We start from the raw sequence: 22,074 nt of genomic DNA, 5'->3' as shown, positions 1-22,074 counted from the left end.
GGAAGTTCAGGGTGCGCGATTGTACGCAAGGCGCCGCAGGCTTGCAAGTAGCCGTCCATCGCGCCTTGACAGGTCCGGATGGGGGTCCTAGCATGCCGCGCAACCCTTCTGGAGCGACTCTCGCTGATGCAACCCCAAGCTTTCTACCGCGCGGTGGCGGACGATTTTAGCGCCGTCGACGGCATCATCAAGAAGCAGCTGACTTCCCGAGTACCGCTGGTATCGAAAATCGGCGATTACATCACCTCGGCCGGCGGCAAGCGTCTGCGTCCTTTATTAGTGTTGTTGTGTGGCAAGGCACTGGGTCGCGAAGGCGACGACATGCGCCTGTTGGCCGCCACCATCGAATTCCTGCACACCGCGACCCTGCTGCATGACGACGTCGTCGACATGTCCGGCATGCGCCGTGGCCGCTCGACCGCCAACGCCATGTGGGGCAACGCCCCGAGCGTGCTGGTCGGCGACTTCCTGTACTCGCGCTCGTTCGAAATGATGGTCGAACTGGGCTCGATGCCGGTGATGAAGATTCTGTCCCAGGCCACGCGCATCATCGCTGAAGGCGAAGTGCTGCAACTGTCCAAGGTGCGCGACGCCAGCACCACCGAAGAAACCTACATGGAAGTCATCCGCGGCAAAACCGCGATGCTTTTCGAGGCTTCGACCCACAGCGCTGCGGCACTGGCCGGTGCTACCGCCGAGCAGAGCGAAGCGCTGCGCACGTTCGGTGATCACCTCGGCGTGGCATTCCAGCTGGTCGACGACCTGCTCGACTACAAGGGCGACGCCGAAACCCTGGGCAAGAACGTCGGTGACGATCTGGCCGAAGGCAAGCCGACCCTGCCGCTGATCTACACCATGCGTGAAGGCACGCCGGAACAGGCTGCACTGGTGCGCCAGGCGATCCAGAAAGGCGGGATCGAAGACCTGGAAAGCATCCGCATTGCCGTGGAGGCCTCCGGTTCGCTGGAATACACCGCGCAACTCGCCCGTGATTACGTGGCCCGTGCGATCAAGTGCCTTGAGGCGCTGCCGGCCAGTGAATATCGGGATGCGCTGGTTGAACTGAGTGAGTTTGCGGTCGCGCGTACGCACTGATAGCGCTGAAGCAAGATCGAGAGATCGCAGCCTTCGGCAGCTCCTACAAGGGCTGCCGGGCTGCGATTTTTTGCTTTTGGCGCCACCAACGGATAAACCCTATATAATGTGCGACTTTTAGCGACCCGCACCCCAAGGAGCCCTAGTGAGCACGCTGCCACCCTGCCCGAAATGCAATTCCGAATACACCTACGAAGACGGTACCCAACTGGTGTGCCCGGAGTGCGCCCACGAGTGGTCCGCCAGTGGCGAAGCCGAAGTGGCCGCCGATGACAGCGTAAAGAAAGATTCGGTCGGCAACGTCCTGCAGGACGGCGACACCATCACCGTGATCAAGGACCTCAAGGTCAAGAGCACCTCGCTGGTGGTCAAGGTCGGCACCAAGGTCAAGAACATCCGCCTGTGCGATGGCGACCACGACATCGACTGCAAGATCGACGGCATCGGCCCGATGAAACTCAAATCCGAGTTCGTCAGAAAAGTCTGATTCTGCTGTCATCCATCCCGCGCCAGCCGTGGGATGGAGTTCCACCCTCCCCGGCCGTACCTCGATAAATCCAAGCAATAGCCAAACGCCAGCCGTTTTGACCTTACGCAATCTTTACCCTGAAAAAATCACAATCTGCCAATAGGCGCTTGCTATTTCGATAATAAGAATTATTCTCATCAAACACCTTCAATGGAGATGAGAACCATGACTTATCTGATCGACGCCTGGCTGGATCGCCCACACCCTTACCTCAGAATCCTCCATCGGGAGACCGGTGAAGTCTGTGCGGTGCTTGAAGAAGAAGCCTTGCATGAGCTGCAGGATCAAGGGGATCTGGACGTCAGCAGCCTGAATTCCAGCGAGCCGCTGGTGCTCAAGGAGCTGGTGCGCAATCTGTTCCTGTTCTGCTATGCCCGGGCATTGCGCCCGACCCATGAACTGCATCACAAGATAGAAATATGAAACACGGTAAAACTGTAGGAGTGAGCCTGCTCGCGATGGCGGTGTGTCAGACAACAAATCAGTCGACTGAAAAAACGCTATCGCGAGCAGGCTCACTCCTACATTAGCCCGCCATCAAGACAGGCTTGGTATTACAGAACGTCCAGCAGCTCGACGTCGAATACCAGTACGCTGTGCGGCGGGATGCTGCCAACGCCTTGAGCGCCGTAAGCCAGTTCGCTCGGCACGTACAGACGCCATTTGCTGCCGGCATTCATCAGTTGCAGGGCTTCGGTCCAGCCGGCGATCACGCCGCCAACCGGGAATTCTGCTGGCTGGCCACGCTCGTAGGAGCTGTCGAACACAGTGCCGTCGATCAGCGTGCCGTGGTAGTGCGTACGCACTTGATCTTCACGGGTCGGCTTGGCGCCTTCGCCCTGAGTCAGCACTTCGAATTGCAGGCCGGAAGCCAGGGTGGTGATGCCGTCACGCTTGGCGTTTTCCGCCAGGAAGGCCAGACCTTCACCAGCAGCGGCTTCAGCTTTGGCAGCCGCTTCGGCTTGCATGATTTCGCGGATAACCTTGAAGCTGGCGGACATTTCTTCCTGACCCACACGGCTTTCCTTACCGGCGAAAGCGTCGGTCAAGCCGGCCAGGATCGCGTCCAGGCTAACGCCCGGTGGCGGGTTGTCGCGCAGCTGGTCACCCAGCTGACGGCCGATGCCGTAGCTGACGCGGGTTTCGTCGGTGGACAGATTTACTTCGGACATGACACTGCTCCGCTGTGCGGACGGCCACAAGACTTGCCGTGCGTGCACAGCGCGTCCCGGCGCGCCCGGAACCAAAAGGGCGAGCAGACTAGCACAGATGCTCAGACGATGGCGCGCAAGGCCTACAGGGCCGATCGCCAGGACAGCGGCACTTTCAGGCTTTCTTCGCCACTGGCGCCCAGGCCACACATTTCATCGTGTACCGAAGTGTGTACGAGGTTGAACGGCAGTACCGGGAAGGCATGCAGCAAATCCCGCGCATGCTCGACCGAACGCAGCGTCAGCATGTTGCCCTTGAGATCACTCAACGGATACGCCGCCCCGTGCATCCGTGCTTCGAGCAGATATATCCCGCCTTCCATGGAGATCAGGTTCAGTTCATCGACCTTGCGGGCGATGGCAAACGCATTCAACTCTTGCAGATTCATGAACGCACCTCACGCAGTGGCGAGCCAGGACCTCTACAGGGATATGCCTGCGCACGCTAAAGCACAAGCTACAAACGACACCGCCCGTCTGTTTCGCAACAGACGGGCGGTGGTTTGCAGCGATCAGGCAGCGATCAGTGCTTGGTGACCTTGTCCAGATAACCCATTGCGCAGGCCGAGAGCACGAAGGTCATGTGAATGATCACGTACCACTTCAGGTGCTCGGGATCGACGTTCTTGGCATCCATGAAGATGCGCAGCAAGTGGATCGATGAAATCGCCACGATCGAGGCCGCCACTTTCATCTTCAGCGACGAGGAGTCCATGGTGCCCAGCCAGCTGAGCTTTTCCTTGTCTTCATCGATGTCCAGTTGGGAGACGAAGTTCTCGTAGCCGGAGATCATCACCATCACCAGCAAACCACCCACCAGGGCCATGTCGATCAGCGACAACAGCACCAGAATCAGATCGGATTCGGCGATCGAGAACACATTGGGGATGACGTGGAACACTTCCTGGAAGAATTTCAGCGCCAGCGCCAGCAACCCGAGGGACAGCCCGAAATAGATCGGCGCCAGCAGCCAGCGCGAGGCGTACATTGCGTTTTCGATAAAGCGTTCCATTGAATCTCACACAAGAGGGGGCGGAAATGGCGGCGAGTATATCAGCCCCTCGTGACAGCCAGAAACCGTCGGCAAATCCGCCACCTGCGTGTGTATGTGATTTTTTTTCTGCTAGTGTCCAAAGCATTGACAGCCCAGCGACAGTGGACAGGACGAGTGGAAATGGATGTGCGATTGCCGATAACGACGGCCGGAATCTGCTTGGCCTTGTTGCTGGGCGCTTGCTCGCCCGGCGATGAGAAACACGCACTGAGCCTTGAAGAAAAGACCGCGCAGTTTGAGCAATCGCTGGACGCCATCAGCGATCCCAAGCTCAAGGACGCCATCACCGAGCTCGGCGGCTCGCTGCTGTTACTGGAGCGCGCCCAACTCAAACTCGACGACAATCCGCCGCGCACCGAGTACGGCGAAGACGCCCTCGCGGTGCTCAAGCACTACCCTGCCCCACAGGCGCTGGTCGATACCTTCGTCAACGGTCTGTTCGTTCTGCACAAAGACGCCAGCTCGGATTACCTCACCGATCTGCAGCCGGTATTCCCGTTCAACCTGAACATTCCCGGCGGGTTCCTGTTTCCCCACGGGGTGGAATGGCAATCGGTGACGTTGAGCAACAAACGTGTCATCGCGTATCAGCCGGAATGGTCGGAAACCGACCCCGGCATTCAGCTCAGCCCGTCCAGCTCCAACGTGACCAACCCCGACGACCTGACCGTGACCTACCCGTTCATCGATGGCCTGAACGTCGACAAGAAAACCCTGCCGCAACCGGTCAGCCTGCAAGGCCAGGTCGAGGTCATCGCGCCACGACGCCTGTACAGTTTCGACCTGACGAAAAAGGATGTCGGCCAGACCCGCACCAACGACAACCTCAGCGTCAAACTGCTGAAGCTGGAAAAGAACTACGCCGAAGTCGAATTCAGCAACAGCCTGCCACTGGCCCCGGAAGTCGCCGGCGCGCAACTTAATCCAATGATCGTGCAGGCCCGCGACACGACCGGGCAATACCTGATTCGCGCCGGCTCGATCAACGAGAGCCCGGAGCAGGTGGCGTTTTACGAGAAACAACTGGCGCAATTACAGCAACAGAAAACCTGGAGCGATACGCTGGAAAAACAGCTGAGCGACGACCAGCAGACGTTTGAGCAACAACACCCGAAACGCTACAACAAGGTTTACTTCAACGGGCCGATCGAGACGCTGGAGGTCAGCGTACTGGACTTCTCCTCCGTCACCGTGACCCGTAAAACCCTGGATCTGCCGATTCGCGCCTTCAACCAGCACACCACCGAAAAGGCCATTCAACCGCTGGATCCGTCGGTGGTGGTGTACGACGATCAAGCCGCTAGCTGGCTCAAGGGTGCAGCACTGACCGAAGAGCAACTGAAGGCCGGCATTCGTATCCACCAATCGGTAGAGGACCCGAGCGCCGCGCGCATCGAGTTCTCTCACCGCCGCACCTTCAATGATGAATTGCTCGGCGACGACTTCAATCCCGGCGAAAGCCCGGTGACGTTCTTCACCGAAAAACATAACGGCAAACTCGACGAGCCGATAGAACTGCCGCCCGAGGCTTATCAGGTCGATCCGTTGCGCGCGACCATCACTTACGACCTGAATCTTTTTCCGGAAACCCCGGCGATTGCCGTCGGTTCAATGCCGTTGTTTCTCGCGACGGTGGCCAAGCAAGCCTACGACGCCAAGGCGTTGCCCAGAGGCCTGGAGATCCGGAACAACATGTTGGTGGTCGATCTGAAGGTGTTTCCGCCCAACGAATGGCGGTTCTTCGTCAAGGATGACAGCGGCCATTACCTCAAGCAGATTCTTTCGGTCAGCCACGACGCGAGCACAGAAGGCCCGGCGGTGTTCGGCGTGCATTACTTCTACGGCCGTCCGACTCACGTGGAAACCTATCAGCGAACCGACCTCGCCACCGTGCAATACGGCTTTGAGGTCAAACTCGATAAGGCGCAGGTGCCTGATACAGCCCCTTGAAGAGCAAGATCAACAGATCGCAGCCTGCGGCAGCTCCTACATGGGCAGGTATTAATTGAGGGCGCGGCTGCGGCCTCCGTTGATCTGCCGTAGCTGGGCTTGCAGGTGCAGGCTCCAGATCTGCGGATCGTCGGCCAGTTCGTAGCCGTGCAAAGTCAGGCTTTCAACGATGGTGTCGAGAATCGACTCCGCCGCTACGGGGCCGTGGAACGGGCCTTGGGCTTTGATCGCGGAAGGTTGTTCGCCGGCCATGCCGGCGGCGAAGAGCAGCGTCCACATGCCGTTATCGCCGGCCAACGGCTTGATGGCGCATTCGATACGGGTCACCAGACCCAGGCACTGACGGGTGAGACAGAGGTTGCGCGACATGGCGGCGACCCTCGGTGAAGCCGGTATTCAGCCCCCACGGGGGGACTGGCTCGATCCAGTGATACTGTCGATATCCTTGAGCTGAGAATAGAAGAAAAGTACGTTGCGCAAGCTGGATAGAACCAGAAGGCGCCGAATGGTCATTGTGTGAATATTGACGCCAGAGTTGTGGCGAGCTCCCTGCAGATCACCACAAAGCAAATGTAGGAGTGAGCCTGCTCGCGATGGCGGTGTGTCAGGCAACTCATTCGCCGACTGACACTCCGCTATCGCGAGCAGGCTCACTCCTACAGTTTGACCGCGCCAGGGTTACGCGGGTTTGGCTTCGGCTAATGCCTCTTGGGCCAACTCTTTCTCGGCTTCCTTGAGGTCTTCCTCGCTGATCATCTCGGCGATGTCACGCAGACGCTCGACCACCCGTGCGTTGATACTGCCTTCCGGGAATTCACCGTCGGCGTTCGGCTCACCGGCCGGTTCGCCGACCAGCAGGCTCAACGCTTCATCCGCCTGACGCACCGCGTAAACGTGGAACTGCCCGGCACGCACCGCCGCCAGGACCTTTTCATCGAGCATCAGCGTGGCGACGTTGGCCTGCGGAATGATTGCGCCCTGCTCGCCCGTCAGCCCGCGCGCCTCACAGAGACGGAAGAAGCCTTCGATTTTCTCGTTGACCCCGCCGACCGCTTGCACTTCACCAAACTGGTTGATCGAACCGGTGATCGCGAAGCACTGCTTGAGCGGGGTTTTCGACAGCGCCGAAATCAGCGTGCACGCCTCGCCCAGCGACGCACTGTCGCCATCGACGTAACCGTAGGATTGCTCCAGCGCGATGCTCGCGGAAATCGCCAGCGGGAATTCCTGAGCGTAACGGCTGCCCAGATACCCGGTGAGGATCATCACTCCTTTGGAGTGGATCGGCTGACCAAGGTTGACCTCACGCTCGATGTCGACGATGCCGCTGCCGCCCGGATACACCGTGGCGGAAATCCGCGCCGGCACACCAAACGCCGAATCACCGACTTCGAGCACGGTCAGCCCGTTGCACTTGCCGACTGCCGCACCATCGGTGTCGATCAGAATGATCCCGGCGAGCATGTCGTCGAGAATCCGCGCCGACACACGTCCGGTGCGCGTGGCTTTGGCTTTCAGGGCGCGTTCAATGTGGCCGGCGTCGGTCATTTCATCGCCAGCCAGATGCCGGATGAAATCCGCCTCGCTGACCAATTGAAACAGGTCGCCGATACGCGCCGACAAACGCCCCTGATGTTCGGCCAACCGTGCACTGTAAGTCGCCAGACGCGCCACCGCGTCGGCGGTCAGCGGTGCCATGCCTTCTTCCGATGTGCGGGTTTTCAGCAGTTGGGCAAATTGCTCCAGGCTCTCGTCGACCATCGGGATGTCTTCGTCGAAATCAACGAGAACGCGGAACATCTCCTGGAAGTCCGGATCGAGGTCTTGCAGCGTGTAGTACAGCGACCGCGCGCCGATGATGATGACTTTGACCTGCAGCGGAATGTGCTGCGGGTTGAGGGTCACGGTGGCGAAACGGCCCATCTCGCCCAGCGGCGATTCCATTTTCAGCTTGCGCGATTGCAGGGCGCGTTTCAGCGCGTCCCACACGAACGGCTCGCTGAGCATTTTTTCCGCTTCAAGAATCAGGAAACCGCCATTGGCGCGGTGCAAGGCACCCGGACGCAACTGACGATAGGTAGTGTAGAGCGCGCCCTGATCGGTGGTGTATTCGATACGGCCGAAGAGGTTTTCGTAAGTCGGGTGCGGTTCGAATACCACTGGCGCACCGCCGCTCACCGGATGACCGACCACCAGACTTGGCGCGTATTGCTCTTCCAGCAGCTTGCGCGCCACGGCGTCGGTCTTGCTGTCGTCAACCAACTGCTCGACCACGGTTTTCAGCAGGTACACCTGCATCGCTTGCAGGTAACCGCACACCGCAGCGTTCTCGGCGTACTTCTCCGACAGCGGCGAAAGCAATGGCTGCAAAGCCAGGGTAATGGTTTCTTCGTTAAGCGCACGCAGCTGATTGTTCGACTCACGCTTCCATTGCGGCAGGCTGGCGAGTTCTTCGTTCAGACGCTCTTCGAGGCCGGAGATGTCTTCGTGGAAACGCTCACGATCAGCTTCCGGCAACTGGGCGAATTCAGCTTCGTCCAGCGCTTTACCGTCGAGCATCGGCGTGAAGGCGATGTTGCTGCTGTCGCGGTACAGGGCGACGTCTTTTTCCAGCGCCAGGCGTTCGATGATGTCGAGGGCCTTGTCGTAGCGCTGGTTGAAGGCGCGGTCGATGGCGCTTTTCTTTTGCTGGTAGGACGGGTGCTCGAAGACTGCCGGAAACGTCGCCAGCAGGTTGTCGATCAAACCGTTGATGTCACCGATGAACGAAGCAGCGGTGCCGGACGGCAACTCCAGCGCGCGGGGTTCGCGCGGCTCATCGAAATTGTTCACATAGACCCAGTCCGCCGGGGTCTGCAGGCGTTTGCCTTCGGCCTTCAGGTAGCGTTTGACGAACGAGAACCGGCCGGTGCCGGGCTCGCCCATGACAAAGACGTTGTAACCGGGGCGTGGCATCGCCACACCGAACTGCAAGGCTTCGACCGCGCGTTCCTGGCCGAGCACACCGCGAAAGGGCTCCAGATCATTGGTGGTAGTGAAGCTGAACTGTTCAGCGGAAAACGGACGGGTCAGCGCTTCGGGCGCAAGACGCAAGCTGGCAGCAACAGGATCAGGCATCGGGCTTCCTTAACAATCAGGCGGGGCAGATAGCGGCATTCTGGCGCTGCCCGTGCCCCACTGGCAAGGCGCGCCATGTGACAAAGCATAGACAACCGGCCAACCCTGCGGCGCGCCCCCGCAAACCGGGGTTTATTCCAAATATTTTGCAAAAAACCACGGAACCCCTGGAACGTGCCTAAACTCCAAACTGCGCGGCTGGAACTAATACCGGCCCACTGGCTTCGTTTTGATCTGTTTCGTACAGAGCTTGGGGGGCCAGAACCCTGTCCATTGGTATGCACATAAAGAGATAAAAGCTATGAAACGGATTCTTCTCGGTACTCTCTTCACCGCTGTATCCATCAACGCAATGGCGCAAGCTCCAGGCGGCCCGGATTGCGGTTGGGGCAACATGCTGTTCGAAGGTCAGCGTGGCACCCCGGCGCACTTCCTCGCTTCCACCACCAACGGCACTTCCGGTAACGCCACGTTTGGTATGACTTCCGGCACCAACGGTTGCTCGACCAACGCGTCGCTGACCTACGGCGGCAAATCCTGGTTTGCCATGAATGGCATGATGAACGAGCTGTCCGAAGACATGGCCAAAGGCAACGGCGAAGCGCTGACGACTTACGCCGTGGTACTGGGCGTGGCGCCGGAAGATCGCGCGCATTTCGCTGCTGTGACTCACGAGCACTTCCAGCAGATCTTCAGCAAAGCTGACGTGACCGCTGAAGACGTGCATACCAACACCCTGGCCGTACTGAAATCGGATCCTCGTCTGGCCAAGTACGCAACTCAGGCATAAGCTCGACCTCTGCCCGCTTCCTTCGGGGAGCGGGTTTTGTTTTTTATGCAGTGATTCCGCCGTGACGCTGAACCTGTGGTGAGGGGATTTATCCCCGATCGGCTGCGCAGCAGTCGTGAAACCTGTGCATGCGGTATAGCTGATGCATTGGGGATACAGGTTTTGGGGCCGCTTCGCTGCCCAACGGGGATAAATCCCCTCGCCACAGGGTGGAGTGTTGACCCCCGATTCGGGTTTTATTTTCTTTCGACTTAAGTTGCCACTTATGCTCAAACGCCTTGCCTGGCTGGCGCTCTGTGTCTGCGCCCCGCTGTCCGCCGCGCCACATATCGACCCTCAACGTTTGCAGCAACTGGCCAACGACCGCTTCTGGATTTCCCTCGGTCACTACGAAACCGCCAAACTCGGCGGCTGGCGCAGCTATGTCAGCGACAAGAAATTCTTTCTTGCGCCCGATGGCAATGAACATCCCGATCACGAACTGGCGGCCACCGTGCAAGCGCTGTACGCCCCGGCCAGTCTCGGCGAGCAGCATGCGCAATGCGTTTACCCGGCGCGCACTCGCTGGCTGAAAGCGCAGCTCAAGCTGAATGATCTGCCGACACCCGAGTGCGCCGAGTACAAAAAATGGATCAAGGACGTCTCGCCGCACAGCGCGGTGATGATCTTCCCGGCGGCTTATTTGAACAGTCCCTCATCGATGTTCGGCCACACCCTGCTGCGTATCGATCAGGCTGACGTGCAGGCCGACAAGACCTCGCTGCTCAGTTACGCGATCAACTTCGGCGCCTACATCGAAGGCTCGGACAACAGCATTCTCTACGCCTGGAAGGGCTTGATGGGCGGCTATCCGGGCCTGTTCGCACTGGTGCCGTATCAGGAAAAACTCTCCGAATACCGCAGCCTGGAAAATCGCGATCTGTGGGAATACCGGCTCAATCTGACGCAAGAAGAAACCGCGCGCATGGTCGAGCATGTGTGGGAGCTGAAGCAGATTCAGTTCGACTATTTCTTCTTCGATGAAAACTGCTCGTACCGTTTGCTCGAACTGCTGCAAGTAGCACGGCCTAGCTTGCGCCTGACCGAGCAATTTCCGCTGACCGCGATTCCTACTGACACCGTGAAAGCGGTGAAAGAAGCCGGGCTGGTGGAAAGTATCGAATACCGTCCTTCCCGCGAACGTGAGTTGCTGAGTCGCGCCGAGCCTTTGACGGGTGAAGAACAGGATTGGGTGCTGAAAGTCAGCGCCGATCAGCAGGTGCTGCAAGAGCCGACGTTCAAGGCCCTGCCCCGCGATCGTCAGGCGTTGATCATCGACGCGGCGTATCGCCTCGAACGCTACCGCGCCAATGGTCAGGAACGTGATCCACAACGGGCGCAGCGCAGTTTCGAGCTGTTGCGGGCAATCAACAAAAACCCGGCACCCGATCTCGAAATCCCGCAACCGGGCCTGCCGGAAGACGGTCACGAATCGCGCACCTGGCAGGCCGGTCTCGGTACCCGCGGCGATCGTGTATTCGGCGAGTACGGCTTGCGCATGGCCTATCACGATCTCAACGACAACGCCGAGAGCTTCCCGCTGGGCGCGCAGATTGAAATCCTGCAGATGAAGCTGCGTCAGTACGAGGGCAATCACTGGCAGTTCCAGCAACTGGATCTGGCGACGATTCGCTCGCTGACACCACGCAATGAGTTGTTGCAGCCGTTGTCGTGGCAAGTCACCGGTGGCCTTGAGCGCGTACCGGGCAAGCATGATGACGAGACGCTGGTCAGCCATGTGAATGGTGGCGGTGGCGGCACGTGGGCGCTGGGCGACGATGTGCTGGGTTTTGCCCTCGGCACCGTGCGGGTTGAACACAACAATGATTTCGCCGAGTTCGTGTCCCCGGCCGGTGGTTTCAATACCGGTGTGTTGTGGAAAAACCCGTTGGGGAATATGAGCCTGGAGGCGAAGGGCGATTACTTCTTCAATGGCGAAGTTCGGCGCAGTTTGAGCCTGAATCAGCAGTGGGAGTTGTCGCGCAATCTGGGTTTGCGGTTGAGTGCGCAGCGTGAGTTCAGCCACATCGCTACGCCGGAAACGGAAGTCATGCTCGAAGTGAAGTGGTATCACTATTAAAAGATCGCAGCCTTCGGCAGCTCCTACATTTGCTATGCGTTTCACCTGTAGGAGCTGCCGCAGGCTGCGATCTTTTGATCTTTCTTTCACACCCCACCAACGAATCACCTTCTAGACTTTCCCCATAAGCCGGACAACCGGCTCGGGAGAGTGCGATGTGGCGGTGTGCGGGTGTGTTGGGTGTTTTGCTGTTGCTGGGCGGTTGCCAGTCGACCCACGATGATTTGATCGCCAAAGGTTATCCACCGGCCTTCGCCGACGGTTTCGATGATGGCTGCGTCAGCGGTCGCCAGGCCGCCGGTTCGATCAGCGGCGAGTTCCGCAAGAATGTCCCGCGTTATCTCAAGGACAAGCAGTACGCCGACGGCTGGACCGACGGCTTTCGCCAGTGTCAGGCGATGCTCGAAAACAAGAATCGCGACGACTACCGCAACGAACATTGGGACGAGCGCGAGCGCGCGTGGCAGCAACAGAAAGATCAGGACGCCGGGCGGGCTTATCGCTCGCCCTAGGTCGCTCCCAGACATCCAGTGAAACCAAATGCCTGCGAGCATGGCCCAAACCTCATACGAGGAGGAACCCATGAGCCGTGCTTTCGTCAACGAAGACAACGCCGCCGCACAAGCCGATCAACCGGTTGAACGGCAGGTCAGTGAGCAGCCCAATTACGTCACGTCACAAGGCTTGGTGCAGTTGCAGGCAAAAGTCGCCGAACTGCAAACCCAACACGCAGAACAATCGGCCAAAGGTGAGCAGGCCGATAAGCAACGGCTGGCCGATCTGCAAAGGGATTTGCGTTATTTCAATCAGCGCTTGAGCAGCGCCCAAGTCGCCGTCGCCGCAACGTCCAGAGACAAAGTGCAGATCGGCAGTTGGGTCACCTACGCCGATGAGCACGACACCGAACACCGCGTGCAACTGGTCGGCGAAGATCAGGCCGATGCGAGCAAGGGCCTGATCAATTGGGGTTCACCGCTGGGCCGCGCCCTGCTCGGTGCCCGACTCAACGACGAGGTGCTGTGGCAGCGCCCCGCTGGCGATCAAGTGATCGAAGTGATCCGCATCGAACCGGCTTAAACCACGCCCTGCGCGAGCATCGCGTCGGCGACTTTGACGAAACCGGCGATGTTCGCGCCTTTGACGTAGTTGATGCGCCCATTCTCTTCGCCGTAATGCACGCAAGCGTGGTGGATCGACTGCATGATCGCGTGCAGCTTGCTGTCCACCTCACCCGCCGTCCACAGCAGACGCATGGCGTTCTGCGACATCTCCAGACCGCTCACCGCCACGCCCCCGGCGTTGGATGCCTTGCCCGGCGCGAAAAGAATGCCAGCCTCGATAAAGATATCCACAGCCTCCAGCGTGGTCGGCATGTTTGCGCCTTCAGCCACGCACACGCAGCCATTGCGCAGCAGGGTGCGCGCGGCTTCGGCGTCGAGTTCGTTCTGCGTGGCACACGGCAGCGCGATGTCGCACGGCAGTGACCACGGCAACTGACCAGCACGGAATTCCAGACCAAACGCTGTCGCCAATTCGCTGATGCGCCCGCGTTTGACGTTTTTCAGTTCCAGCAGCGCCGACCACTGTTCTTCGCACAGGCCAGCCTCGCAATACAGCGTGCCTTCGGAGTCGGACAGCGAAATCACCTTGCCGCCCAGATCCATGACCTTGCGCGCGGCGTACTGCGCCACGTTGCCGGAACCGGAAATCGCCACGCGTTTGCCTTCGACGGTCTGCCCGCGACGCTTGAGCATTTCTTCCGCGAAATATACGCAGCCGAAACCGGTGGCTTCCGGACGAATCAGGCTGCCGCCGTAGGTCATGCCTTTGCCGGTCAGCACGCTGGTGAACTGGTTGCTCAGGCGTTTGTACTGGCCGAAGAGGAAACCGATCTCGCGCGCACCGACACCGATATCACCCGCCGGTACGTCAACGTCGGCGCCAATATGGCGATACAGCTCGCTCATGAACGCCTGACAGAAACGCATGACTTCGGCGTCGCTCTTGCCCTTCGGATCGAAGTCGGAACCGCCCTTGCCGCCGCCCATGGGCAACGAGGTCAGCGAGTTTTTGAAGGTCTGTTCGAAGGCGAGGAATTTCAGCACGCCCAGGTTCACCGACGGATGGAAACGCAAGCCGCCCTTGTACGGGCCGATGGCGCTGTTCATCTGGATGCGGAAACCGCGATTGACCTGGACTTTGCCCTGATCGTCGACCCACGACACGCGGAACACCACGGCACGCTCCGGCTCGCAGATGCGCTCGAGAATCCCCGACGTCAGGTAGTGCGGATTGGCTTCGAGAAACGGCCACAGGCTGCGCAGGACTTCCTCGACGGCCTGGTGGAATTCGGGCTGATCAGGGTCGCGTTTTTTCAGACGGGCAAGGAAGGATTCGACGGATTCGATCATGGCAAAAGTCTCGGCAAATTTATTGTCGTTGGAGGAGATTGGGCCGGACTGTAACAAACGAAATGCGCACAGGAACAGAGCAAAATGTCGCAGTTATGAAATTAAATGGTGCACAGGATATAAATTCGGCTGGTTTTTGGCGCTGATTTGCACCTGAATGGGGAGATCAAATCTGATTGATGCACCAACAGTTATACCGCTATCGCTGGCAAGCCAGCTCCCACAGTTTTAGCGGCGCTCACACAATCCGGACATAACACAATCCCTGTGGGAGCTGGCTTGCCAGCGATGAATCCACCTCGGTTTTCCTGAAAAACCGGGCAAAAAAAACGGAGCCCGAAGGCTCCGCTCTTTATGCAACCAACCCGAATCAGGCCAGTTTCTTGTGACGTACCCGGTGTGGCTGGGCAGCCGCTTCGCCGAGGCGTTTCTTGCGATCCGCTTCGTACTCGGTGTAGTTACCTTCAAAGAAGATCGCTTGCGAGTCGTCTTCGTACGCCAGGATGTGTGTCGCCACACGGTCAAGGAACCACCGATCGTGAGAGATCACAATCGCGGCGCCCGGGAAGTCCAGCAGGGCTTCTTCCAGCGAACGCAGGGTTTCAACGTCGAGATCGTTGGACGGTTCGTCGAGCAGCAGGACGTTGCCACCCTCCTTCAGGGTCAGCGCCAGGTGCAGACGACCGCGTTCACCACCGGACAGGTCCTTGACGAACTTCTGCTGATCGCCGCCCTTGAAGTTGAAGCGACCGACGTAGGTACGCGACGGGATCTCGTAGTTGCCGATGCGGATCTGGTCGGAACCGTCGGAGATTTGCTGGAACACAGTCTTGCTGCCATCCAGGTCATCGCGGCTCTGGTCGACGCAGGCCAGTTGCACGGTTTCGCCGACTTCGATGCTGCCCGAATCCGGTGTTTCCTTGCCCATCAGCATGCGGAACAGGGTCGACTTACCGGCACCGTTACCGCCGATCACGCCGACAATGGCGCCTTTCGGCATCGCGAACGACAGGTTGTCGATCAGCACGCGATCGCCGTAGCCCTTGGTGACGTTCTTGAATTCGATGACCTTGTCACCCAGACGCGGACCGGCCGGGATGTAGATCTCGTTGGTTTCGCTGCGCTTCTGGAATTCCTGCGATTGCATTTCTTCGAAGCGTTGCAGACGTGCCTTGGATTTCGACTGGCGGGCCTTCGCGCCTTTGCGCACCCACTCCAGTTCTTCCTTCATGGCTTTTTCGTGCGCCGACTGCTGCTTGGATTCAGCGGCCAGACGATCGGACTTGGCTTCGAGCCAACCCGAGTAGTTGCCTTCGTACGGAATGCCCGCGCCGCGGTCGAGTTCGAGAATCCAGCCGGCGACGTTATCGAGGAAGTAACGGTCGTGCGTGATCGCTACCACGGTGCCCGGGAAGTCGTGCAGGAAGTGCTCCAGCCACGCAACGGAATCGGCGTCCAAGTGGTTGGTTGGTTCGTCGAGCAGCAGCATGTCCGGGGCGGACAGCAGCAGGCGGCACAGGGCCACACGACGTTTTTCACCACCGGAGAGGAATTCGACCTTGGCGTCCCACGCTGGCAGACGCAGCGCGTCGGCGGCGACTTCCAGTTGACGATCAAGGTTGTGACCGTCGCTGGCTTGCAGGATCGCTTCGAGTTTGGCTTGCTCGGCAGCCAGTTTGTCGAAGTCGGCATCTTCTTCAGCGTAAGCCGCGTAGACCTCGTCCAGGCGCGCCTGGGCGTTCTTGATCACGCTGACCGCTTCCTCGACCACTTCACGTACAGTCTTGGTGGGGTCAAGTTGCGGCTCTTGCGGCAGATAACCGATGTTCAGTTCCGGCATCGGACGGGCTTCGCCCTCGAACTCGGTGTCGACGCCGGCCATGATTTTCAGCAGCGTGGACTTACCCGAACCGTTGAGGCCGAGTACGCCGATCTTGGCGCCGGGGAAGAACGACAGCGAAATGTTTTTGAGAATTTCCCGCTTCGGCGGAACAACTTTGCCCAGCCGATGCATGGTGAAGACGTATTGAGCCATGGAGAACCTTGGGTCAGTGACAGATGAATGATTGCAGCGCGGGCGATGCCCGGCCAGACCATGCGCGTCGTTCACTTGATGGTTATCAATGCGTGCGCGCTGAAAAAGTCTGAGTCTAGGAGCTGGAACGCTCCCGCGTAACCGGCAAAGCTACCTTAATGACCGGTGGCAGTCCAGCCGAGCGGGGCTGGCACTTCGCCACAACTCAAGGCATGCTAGCCGCCCTTTGGGCGTCCGGCTTATAGTGCACGTCGCGCCAGTCCAGCCAAACCGCAGGATTACAGCTTGTCCAATGTCACTCCGCCAGCCTCTGTGAGCAGCACCCAACCGGCGCCCGGCTCGCCCCTGCGCGGGACATTAAAGGGAGCGCTGGCAACCCTCGTGCTTTTGTTGCTCGCGTTGCTGTTCTGGCAACTGCTCGATCAATTGCGCGAAACCCAGAAAAACCAGCGTCAGTACACCATCGACTACACCGCCGACCTCGCCTCGCAGGTCAGCCTGAACATGGCGCTGAACGCGCAAATCGCCCTCAACCTGCTACCGATCGTCGAGCAACCGCAAACTGCCGACGAACAGCAGGCGCTGCTGCGCAAACTTCAGCAGTCGCTGCCAGATCTGCGCAGCATGGCATTGCTCAGCCCGTCCGGGCGCATCCTCAGCGACAGCGCCGCCGACAGCCACGACGCCGACTACCTCACCGAACTGGTCCGCCGCAGCCGCGCGCAGGCGCATTATTTCAGCAACGCCGACGACGGCGCGGTGGTGCACCTGTTGTTGCATCAGGCCAGCGGCAGCACGCGTGGCTATTGGGCGTTGCGCCTGACCCCGACCTTCTTCGATTCGCTGACCAAACAGGGTGAAACCGGCCTGCGCCCGCTGTGGCTGGTGGAAAACCGCATCAATCATCAGATCATCAGCCGCGACGAAGCGCTGCCGTCGGCAAAGCCTGGCGTACTGACCCCGGACGATCTGGCCAACACCGTGCTGACCGTGCCGCTGAGCAGCAGCGACTGGCAATTGCGCGGCCTGTTCGACCGCCAGCGCGTGCTGGAAGAATTGCTGCCGGCGTTCATCGGCAAATGCCTGTTGGGCCTGGCCTTCTCGCTGCTGCCAGTGATCGCGCTGTTGAACATGCGCCGCCGCCAGCGCCAGTTGCATGAAGGGCGCCGGCGTTATCAGGACATTTTCGAAGGCACCGGCGTCGCCTTGTGCGTGCTTGATCTGTCCGGGCTCAAGCAGGTGTTTGAAAAAGCCCAGATCCAGACCAGCGATCAGCTCAAAGCCTGGCTCGACCAACCGGCGCAACGCCAACAATTGCTCCAGGAACTGCGCGTCACCGAGGTCAATCAGGTGGCCTTGCAACTGCTCAACGTCAATTCCTGCGAGCACGCCTGGCAACTGTTGATCGATGGCCATCCGCATCGCCAGTGCGCGATCGGCAACCAGGTGCTCGACGCGGTGTTGCAGCAGCAGAAACAGCTGGAACTGGAAATCAAACTGCCGGACATCAATGGCCGCGACCAGCATCTGTGGATGGTGTTACGCCTGCCACACGAGCAACACGACTATAAAGCGGTGATCCTCAGCATCAACGACATCACCAGTCGCAAGCTCATCGAGCTGTCGCTGCTGGAGCGCGAAGGCTTCTGGTCGGATGTGGTGCGCACCGTGCCGGATCATCTGTACGTGCAGGACGTGATCAGCCAGCGGATGATTTTCAGCAACCACCACCTCGGCCAGACGCTCGGTTACAACCGCACCGAACTGCACCAGATGGGCGAGTACTTCTGGGAAATCCTCCTGCACCCCGAAGACGCCGATTACTACCACCGCTCCCGCCAGTTTCAGCGTCACGCCGGTTACAGCGAACTGCTGCAATGTCAGCTGCGCTTCCGCCATCGCGACGGCAAATGGCGGCGCTTCGACATTCGCGAACAGGCACTGGCCCGCGACAAGCATGATCAAGTCACACGGATCATCGGTGTGGCCAAGGACATCACCGAACAGATCGAGGCCAGCGAGTCCCTGCGCGACAGTGAGCAGCGTTATCGCATGCTCGCCGAAAGCATCAGCGACGTGATCTTCTCCACCGACAGCAAGCTCTCGCTGAACTACGTCAGCCCGTCGGTGCAAGCCGTGCTGGGCTACGACGCCGAGTGGATTTTCCAGAACGGCTGGCAATCGACCATCGCCAACCCGCAACAACTGAGCGGCATCTACACGCTGATGGATCGCGCCAGCAAGGCGCTCGACAAGCCCGAGCAACTGGCGCTGTTACGCAGTCAGGTGCAGACGCAATTGTTCCTCTTCGACTGCCTGCGCGCCGATGGCCGCAAGATCCCGATCGAGCTGCGTCTGGTACTGGTGTGGGACGAGCATGGTGCATTCGAAGGCGTACTCGGTGTCGGTCGCGACATCAGCCAGCAACGTCGCGCCGAGAAAGACTTGCGCATGGCGGCGACCGTTTTCGAGCACTCGACCTCGGCGATTCTGATCACCGACCCGGCCGGTTACATCGTTCAGGCCAACGAAGCGTTCAGTCGCGTCAGCGGTTACGCGGTGAGCGAAGTGCTCGACCAGTTACCGAACATGCTCACCGTCGACGAGCAACAGGACGCGCACCTGCGCTACGTGCTCAAGCAATTGCACCAGCACAGCACGTGGGAAGGCGAAGTCTGGCTCAAGCGTCGTAACGGCGAGCATTACCCGGCGTGGGTCGGCATCACCGCGGTGCTCGACGACGAAGGCGATCTGGCCAGTTACGTGTGTTTCTTCAGCGACATCAGCGAGCGCAAGGCCAGCGAACAGCGCATTCACCGCCTCGCCTATTACGACGCCCTGACCCATTTGCCGAACCGCACGCTGTTCCAGGATCGTCTGCACACCGCGCTGCAATCGGCGGAACGTCAGAAGTCGTGGGTGGTGCTGATGTTCCTCGACCTCGACCGTTTCAAACCGATCAACGACTCCCTCGGTCACGCCGCCGGCGACCGCATGTTGAAAGACATGGCCACGCGCCTGCTCGCTTGCGTCGACGATGACGACACCGTGGCGCGCATGGGCGGTGACGAATTCACCTTGCTGCTGCAACATCGTTCCAGCCGCGAGATGGCGCTGAACCGGGCGATCCATGTCGCCGAACAGATTCTTGCCAGCCTGGTGCGGCCGTTCGTGCTCGAAGGTCGCGAGTTCTTTGTCACAGCGAGTATCGGCATTGCCCTGAGTCCGCAGGATGGCAACGAACTCAGTCAGTTGATGAAGAACGCCGACACCGCGATGTACCACGCCAAGGAACGCGGCAAGAACAACTTCCAGTTCTATCAGGCCGACATGAACGCCAGTGCGCTGGAGCGTCTGGAGCTGGAAAGCGATTTGCGCCACGCCTTGGAACAAGACGAATTTGTCCTGTATTACCAGCCGCAATTCAGCGGCGACGGCAAACGCCTGACCGGTGCCGAAGCGCTGCTGCGCTGGCGTCACCCGCGTCGTGGCTTGGTGCCGCCGGGGGATTTCATTCCGGTGCTCGAAGAACTCGGGCTGGTGGTGGACGTTGGCGATTGGGTAATCAGCGAGGCCTGCCGTCAACTGAAGACCTGGCACCAGAACCGTGTGCGCGTGCCGAAGGTCTCGGTAAACATTTCGGCGCGACAGTTCTCCGATGGCCAACTTGGCACGCGGATCGCCACGATCCTGCGCGAAACCGGCCTGCCGCCGGCGTGCCTGGAGCTGGAGCTGACCGAAAGTATCCTGATGCGCGAAGTCAGCGAGGCGATGCAGATTCTCGCCGGGCTGAAAAACCTTGGCCTGAGCATTGCGGTCGATGACTTCGGCACCGGTTACTCATCGCTGAACTATCTCAAGCAGTTCCCGATCGACGTGTTGAAAATCGACCGCACGTTTGTCGATGGCTTGCCGTCGGGTGAGCAGGACGCGCAGATCGCCCGGGCGATCATCGCGATGGCACACAGCCTGAATCTGGCGGTAATCGCCGAGGGTGTGGAGACCCATGAGCAACTGGACTTCCTGCGTGAGCATGGTTGCGATGAGGTTCAGGGGTATCTGTTCGGGCGACCGATGCCGGCGAGCCGCTTTGAAGCGCAGTTCAGTAATGATGCGCTGTTCATGTTCGACTGAACATCGGCGGCGCCGCCATCGCTGGCAAGCCAGCTCCCACAGGGACTTGCTGTGGATCAATATTCTCGGGCTGAAACCCAGACATTGTGGGAGCTGGCTTGCCAGCGATGGGGCCAGCAAAAGCACCGCACATCTGTCATGAACGCCACTTGTCTGCGACATGATGTCGTTTCATATGCCATCCAAAACCCATTGGGTTAGAATGCCCCCCTTTTCTGCCCCCGATCCTTGAGGACCGCCATGTTCAGCCGTGATTTGACTATTGCCAAGTACGACGCCGACCTTTTTGCCGCCATGGAGCAAGAAGCTCAGCGCCAGGAAGAACACATTGAGCTGATCGCTTCGGAAAACTACACCAGCCCAGCGGTGATGGAAGCTCAAGGCTCGGTCCTGACCAACAAGTACGCTGAAGGCTACCCAGGCAAGCGTTACTACGGTGGTTGCGAGTACGTCGACATCGTTGAACAACTGGCCATCGACCGCGCCAAAGAGCTGTTCGGCGCCGATTACGCCAACGTTCAACCGCACGCCGGTTCGCAAGCCAACGCCGCTGTTTACCTGGCTCTGCTGCAAGGTGGCGACACCATTCTGGGCATGAGCCTGGCCCACGGCGGTCACCTGACCCACGGCGCCAGCGTTTCCTCCTCGGGCAAACTGTACAACGCTGTGCAGTACGGCATCGACGCCAACGGCCTGATCGACTACGACGAAGTCGAGCGTCTGGCGGTTGAGCACAAGCCGAAAATGATCGTGGCCGGTTTCTCTGCCTACTCGCAGATCCTCGATTTCCCGCGTTTCCGCGAAATTGCTGACAAAGTCGGCGCTTACCTGTTCGTCGACATGGCTCACGTAGCCGGTCTGGTCGCCGCTGGCGTCTACCCGAACCCGGTGCCTTTCGCTGACGTCGTGACCACCACCACGCACAAGACCCTGCGCGGTCCACGTGGCGGCCTGATCCTGGCGCGCGCCAACGCCGACATCGAGAAGAAGCTGAACTCGGCGGTATTCCCGGGCGCCCAGGGTGGCCCGCTGGAGCACGTGATCGCGGCTAAAGCGATTTGCTTCAAGGAAGCGCTGCAGCCTGAGTTCAAGGCTTACCAGGAACAAGTGGTGTTGAACGCCCAAGCCATGGCCGAAGTGTTCATCGAGCGCGGTTTCGACGTAGTTTCGGGCGGTACCAAGAACCACCTGTTCCTGCTGTCGCTGATCAAGCAGGACATCTCCGGTAAAGACGCCGACGCCGCTCTGGGCAAAGCGTTCATCACCGTGAACAAGAACTCCGTGCCAAACGATCCACGCTCGCCGTTCGTCACTTCCGGCCTGCGCTTCGGTACCCCGGCTGTGACCACTCGCGGCTTCAAGCAAGCCGAGTGCAAAGAGCTGGCCGGCTGGATCTGCGACATCCTGGCTGACCTGAACAACGAAGCGGTGATCGACGCCGTTCGTGAGAAAGTCAAAGCCATCTGCAAGAAACTGCCGGTGTACGGCGCTTAATTGCGACGGTAAATCCGCAGCATGAAAAACCGGCCAAGTGATTGGCCGGTTTTTTTTCGCCTGCGATTCCCCATGTAGGAGCTGCCGAAGGCTGCGATCTTTTGATCTTGATTATAAAAACAAGATCAAAAGATC

The 22,074-nt window shown here is 59.4% G+C and carries 17 protein-coding genes; 10 read left to right on the top strand and 7 right to left on the bottom strand.

Features of this window, described 5'->3' with window-relative positions; translation table 11 throughout:
- Window positions 1-126: 126 nt before the first annotated feature.
- The 3 genes from EJA70_RS02490 (at window position 127) to EJA70_RS02480 (ending at window position 2,047) form a co-directional block, all read left to right on the top strand.
- Window positions 127-1,095 (top strand): polyprenyl synthetase family protein, encoded by a 969-nt coding sequence (locus tag EJA70_RS02490; RefSeq protein ID WP_007909817.1) that lies wholly within the window; start codon window positions 127-129, stop codon window positions 1,093-1,095.
- Window positions 1,096-1,240: 145 nt separating this feature from the next.
- Window positions 1,241-1,582, top strand: coding sequence for a zinc ribbon domain-containing protein YjdM (locus EJA70_RS02485; protein ID WP_158829380.1), 342 nt, complete (start codon window positions 1,241-1,243; stop codon window positions 1,580-1,582).
- 207 nt (window positions 1,583-1,789) lie between these two features.
- Complete coding sequence (locus EJA70_RS02480; protein ID WP_008078558.1) at window positions 1,790-2,047, top strand: hypothetical protein; 258 nt, start codon at window positions 1,790-1,792, stop codon at window positions 2,045-2,047.
- A gap of 131 nt (window positions 2,048-2,178) precedes the next feature.
- On the opposite strand, the gene EJA70_RS02475 is transcribed toward EJA70_RS02480, so the two are convergent.
- The 3 genes from EJA70_RS02475 to EJA70_RS02465 form a co-directional block, all read right to left on the bottom strand.
- Window positions 2,179-2,796 carry an FKBP-type peptidyl-prolyl cis-trans isomerase gene (locus EJA70_RS02475; RefSeq protein ID WP_008078561.1) on the bottom strand — a complete coding sequence of 206 codons (618 nt, stop codon included), beginning with the start codon at window positions 2,794-2,796 and terminating at the stop codon, window positions 2,179-2,181.
- Between the two features lie 122 nt (window positions 2,797-2,918).
- Window positions 2,919-3,224 carry a DUF6482 family protein gene (locus EJA70_RS02470; protein ID WP_158829378.1) on the bottom strand — a complete coding sequence of 102 codons (306 nt, stop codon included), beginning with the start codon at window positions 3,222-3,224 and terminating at the stop codon, window positions 2,919-2,921.
- Between the two features lie 134 nt (window positions 3,225-3,358).
- On the bottom strand, window positions 3,359-3,847 hold the full coding sequence (locus EJA70_RS02465; RefSeq protein ID WP_008078565.1) for a TIGR00645 family protein: 489 nt from the start codon (window positions 3,845-3,847) through the stop codon (window positions 3,359-3,361).
- 162 nt (window positions 3,848-4,009) lie between these two features.
- Here EJA70_RS02465 and EJA70_RS02460 point away from each other — a divergent pair, with 162 nt between their 5' ends.
- Window positions 4,010-5,839, top strand: a complete 1,830-nt coding sequence (locus EJA70_RS02460) for a hypothetical protein (RefSeq protein ID WP_158829376.1) — start codon at window positions 4,010-4,012, stop codon at window positions 5,837-5,839.
- A 51-nt stretch (window positions 5,840-5,890) separates the two neighbouring features.
- Here the strand turns inward: EJA70_RS02460 and EJA70_RS02455 are convergent, their stop codons facing one another.
- Both EJA70_RS02455 and EJA70_RS02450 read right to left on the bottom strand, forming a co-directional pair.
- Window positions 5,891-6,208 carry a hypothetical protein gene (locus EJA70_RS02455; protein ID WP_008078570.1) on the bottom strand — a complete coding sequence of 106 codons (318 nt, stop codon included), beginning with the start codon at window positions 6,206-6,208 and terminating at the stop codon, window positions 5,891-5,893.
- Between the two features lie 309 nt (window positions 6,209-6,517).
- Window positions 6,518-8,956, bottom strand: coding sequence for a Lon protease family protein (locus EJA70_RS02450; RefSeq protein WP_008078572.1), 2,439 nt, complete (start codon window positions 8,954-8,956; stop codon window positions 6,518-6,520).
- A 301-nt stretch (window positions 8,957-9,257) separates the two neighbouring features.
- On the opposite strand from EJA70_RS02450, the gene EJA70_RS02445 reads away from it, so the two are divergent.
- The 4 genes from EJA70_RS02445 to EJA70_RS02430 all read left to right on the top strand — a co-directional run bounded on the left by EJA70_RS02445 (window position 9,258) and on the right by EJA70_RS02430 (window position 12,942).
- Complete coding sequence (locus EJA70_RS02445) at window positions 9,258-9,746, top strand: DUF3015 domain-containing protein (RefSeq protein WP_007909797.1); 489 nt, start codon at window positions 9,258-9,260, stop codon at window positions 9,744-9,746.
- A gap of 265 nt (window positions 9,747-10,011) precedes the next feature.
- Complete coding sequence (locus EJA70_RS02440) at window positions 10,012-11,865, top strand: DUF4105 domain-containing protein (protein WP_158829374.1); 1,854 nt, start codon at window positions 10,012-10,014, stop codon at window positions 11,863-11,865.
- Between the two features lie 155 nt (window positions 11,866-12,020).
- On the top strand, window positions 12,021-12,377 hold the full coding sequence (locus EJA70_RS02435; protein ID WP_158829372.1) for a hypothetical protein: 357 nt from the start codon (window positions 12,021-12,023) through the stop codon (window positions 12,375-12,377).
- Between the two features lie 70 nt (window positions 12,378-12,447).
- A complete protein-coding gene (locus tag EJA70_RS02430) occupies window positions 12,448-12,942 on the top strand; it encodes a GreA/GreB family elongation factor (RefSeq protein ID WP_158829370.1) in 495 nt (164 codons plus the stop codon).
- Here EJA70_RS02430 and gdhA read toward each other — a convergent pair.
- Together gdhA and ettA are read right to left on the bottom strand one after the other, a co-directional pair.
- Entirely contained in the window at window positions 12,939-14,276 is a 1,338-nt protein-coding gene (gene gdhA, locus EJA70_RS02425; RefSeq protein ID WP_158829368.1) for an NADP-specific glutamate dehydrogenase, read from the bottom strand. The two genes, EJA70_RS02430 and gdhA, sit on opposite strands and share 4 nt — an antisense overlap.
- 370 nt (window positions 14,277-14,646) lie before the next feature.
- The gene (ettA, locus tag EJA70_RS02420) at window positions 14,647-16,311 is read right to left on the bottom strand and encodes an energy-dependent translational throttle protein EttA (RefSeq protein WP_077574610.1); all 1,665 of its coding nucleotides are present in this window, start codon (window positions 16,309-16,311) and stop codon (window positions 14,647-14,649) included.
- A gap of 285 nt (window positions 16,312-16,596) precedes the next feature.
- Here ettA and morA point away from each other — a divergent pair, with 285 nt between their 5' ends.
- Together morA and glyA are read left to right on the top strand one after the other, a co-directional pair.
- Window positions 16,597-20,445 (top strand): cyclic di-GMP receptor MorA, encoded by a 3,849-nt coding sequence (morA, locus tag EJA70_RS02415; RefSeq protein ID WP_158829366.1) that lies wholly within the window; start codon window positions 16,597-16,599, stop codon window positions 20,443-20,445.
- A 240-nt stretch (window positions 20,446-20,685) separates the two neighbouring features.
- Window positions 20,686-21,939: a serine hydroxymethyltransferase gene (glyA, locus tag EJA70_RS02410; RefSeq protein ID WP_129395595.1), complete on the top strand. Its 1,254-nt coding sequence runs from the start codon at window positions 20,686-20,688 to the stop codon at window positions 21,937-21,939.
- The last annotated feature ends 135 nt before the right edge of the window (window positions 21,940-22,074 follow it).

The sequence above is a fragment of the Pseudomonas sp. PB103 genome, assembly GCF_009764635.1.
GTDB lineage: Bacteria > Pseudomonadota > Gammaproteobacteria > Pseudomonadales > Pseudomonadaceae > Aquipseudomonas.
This window is presented reverse-complemented; position numbering and strand designations above follow the sequence as displayed.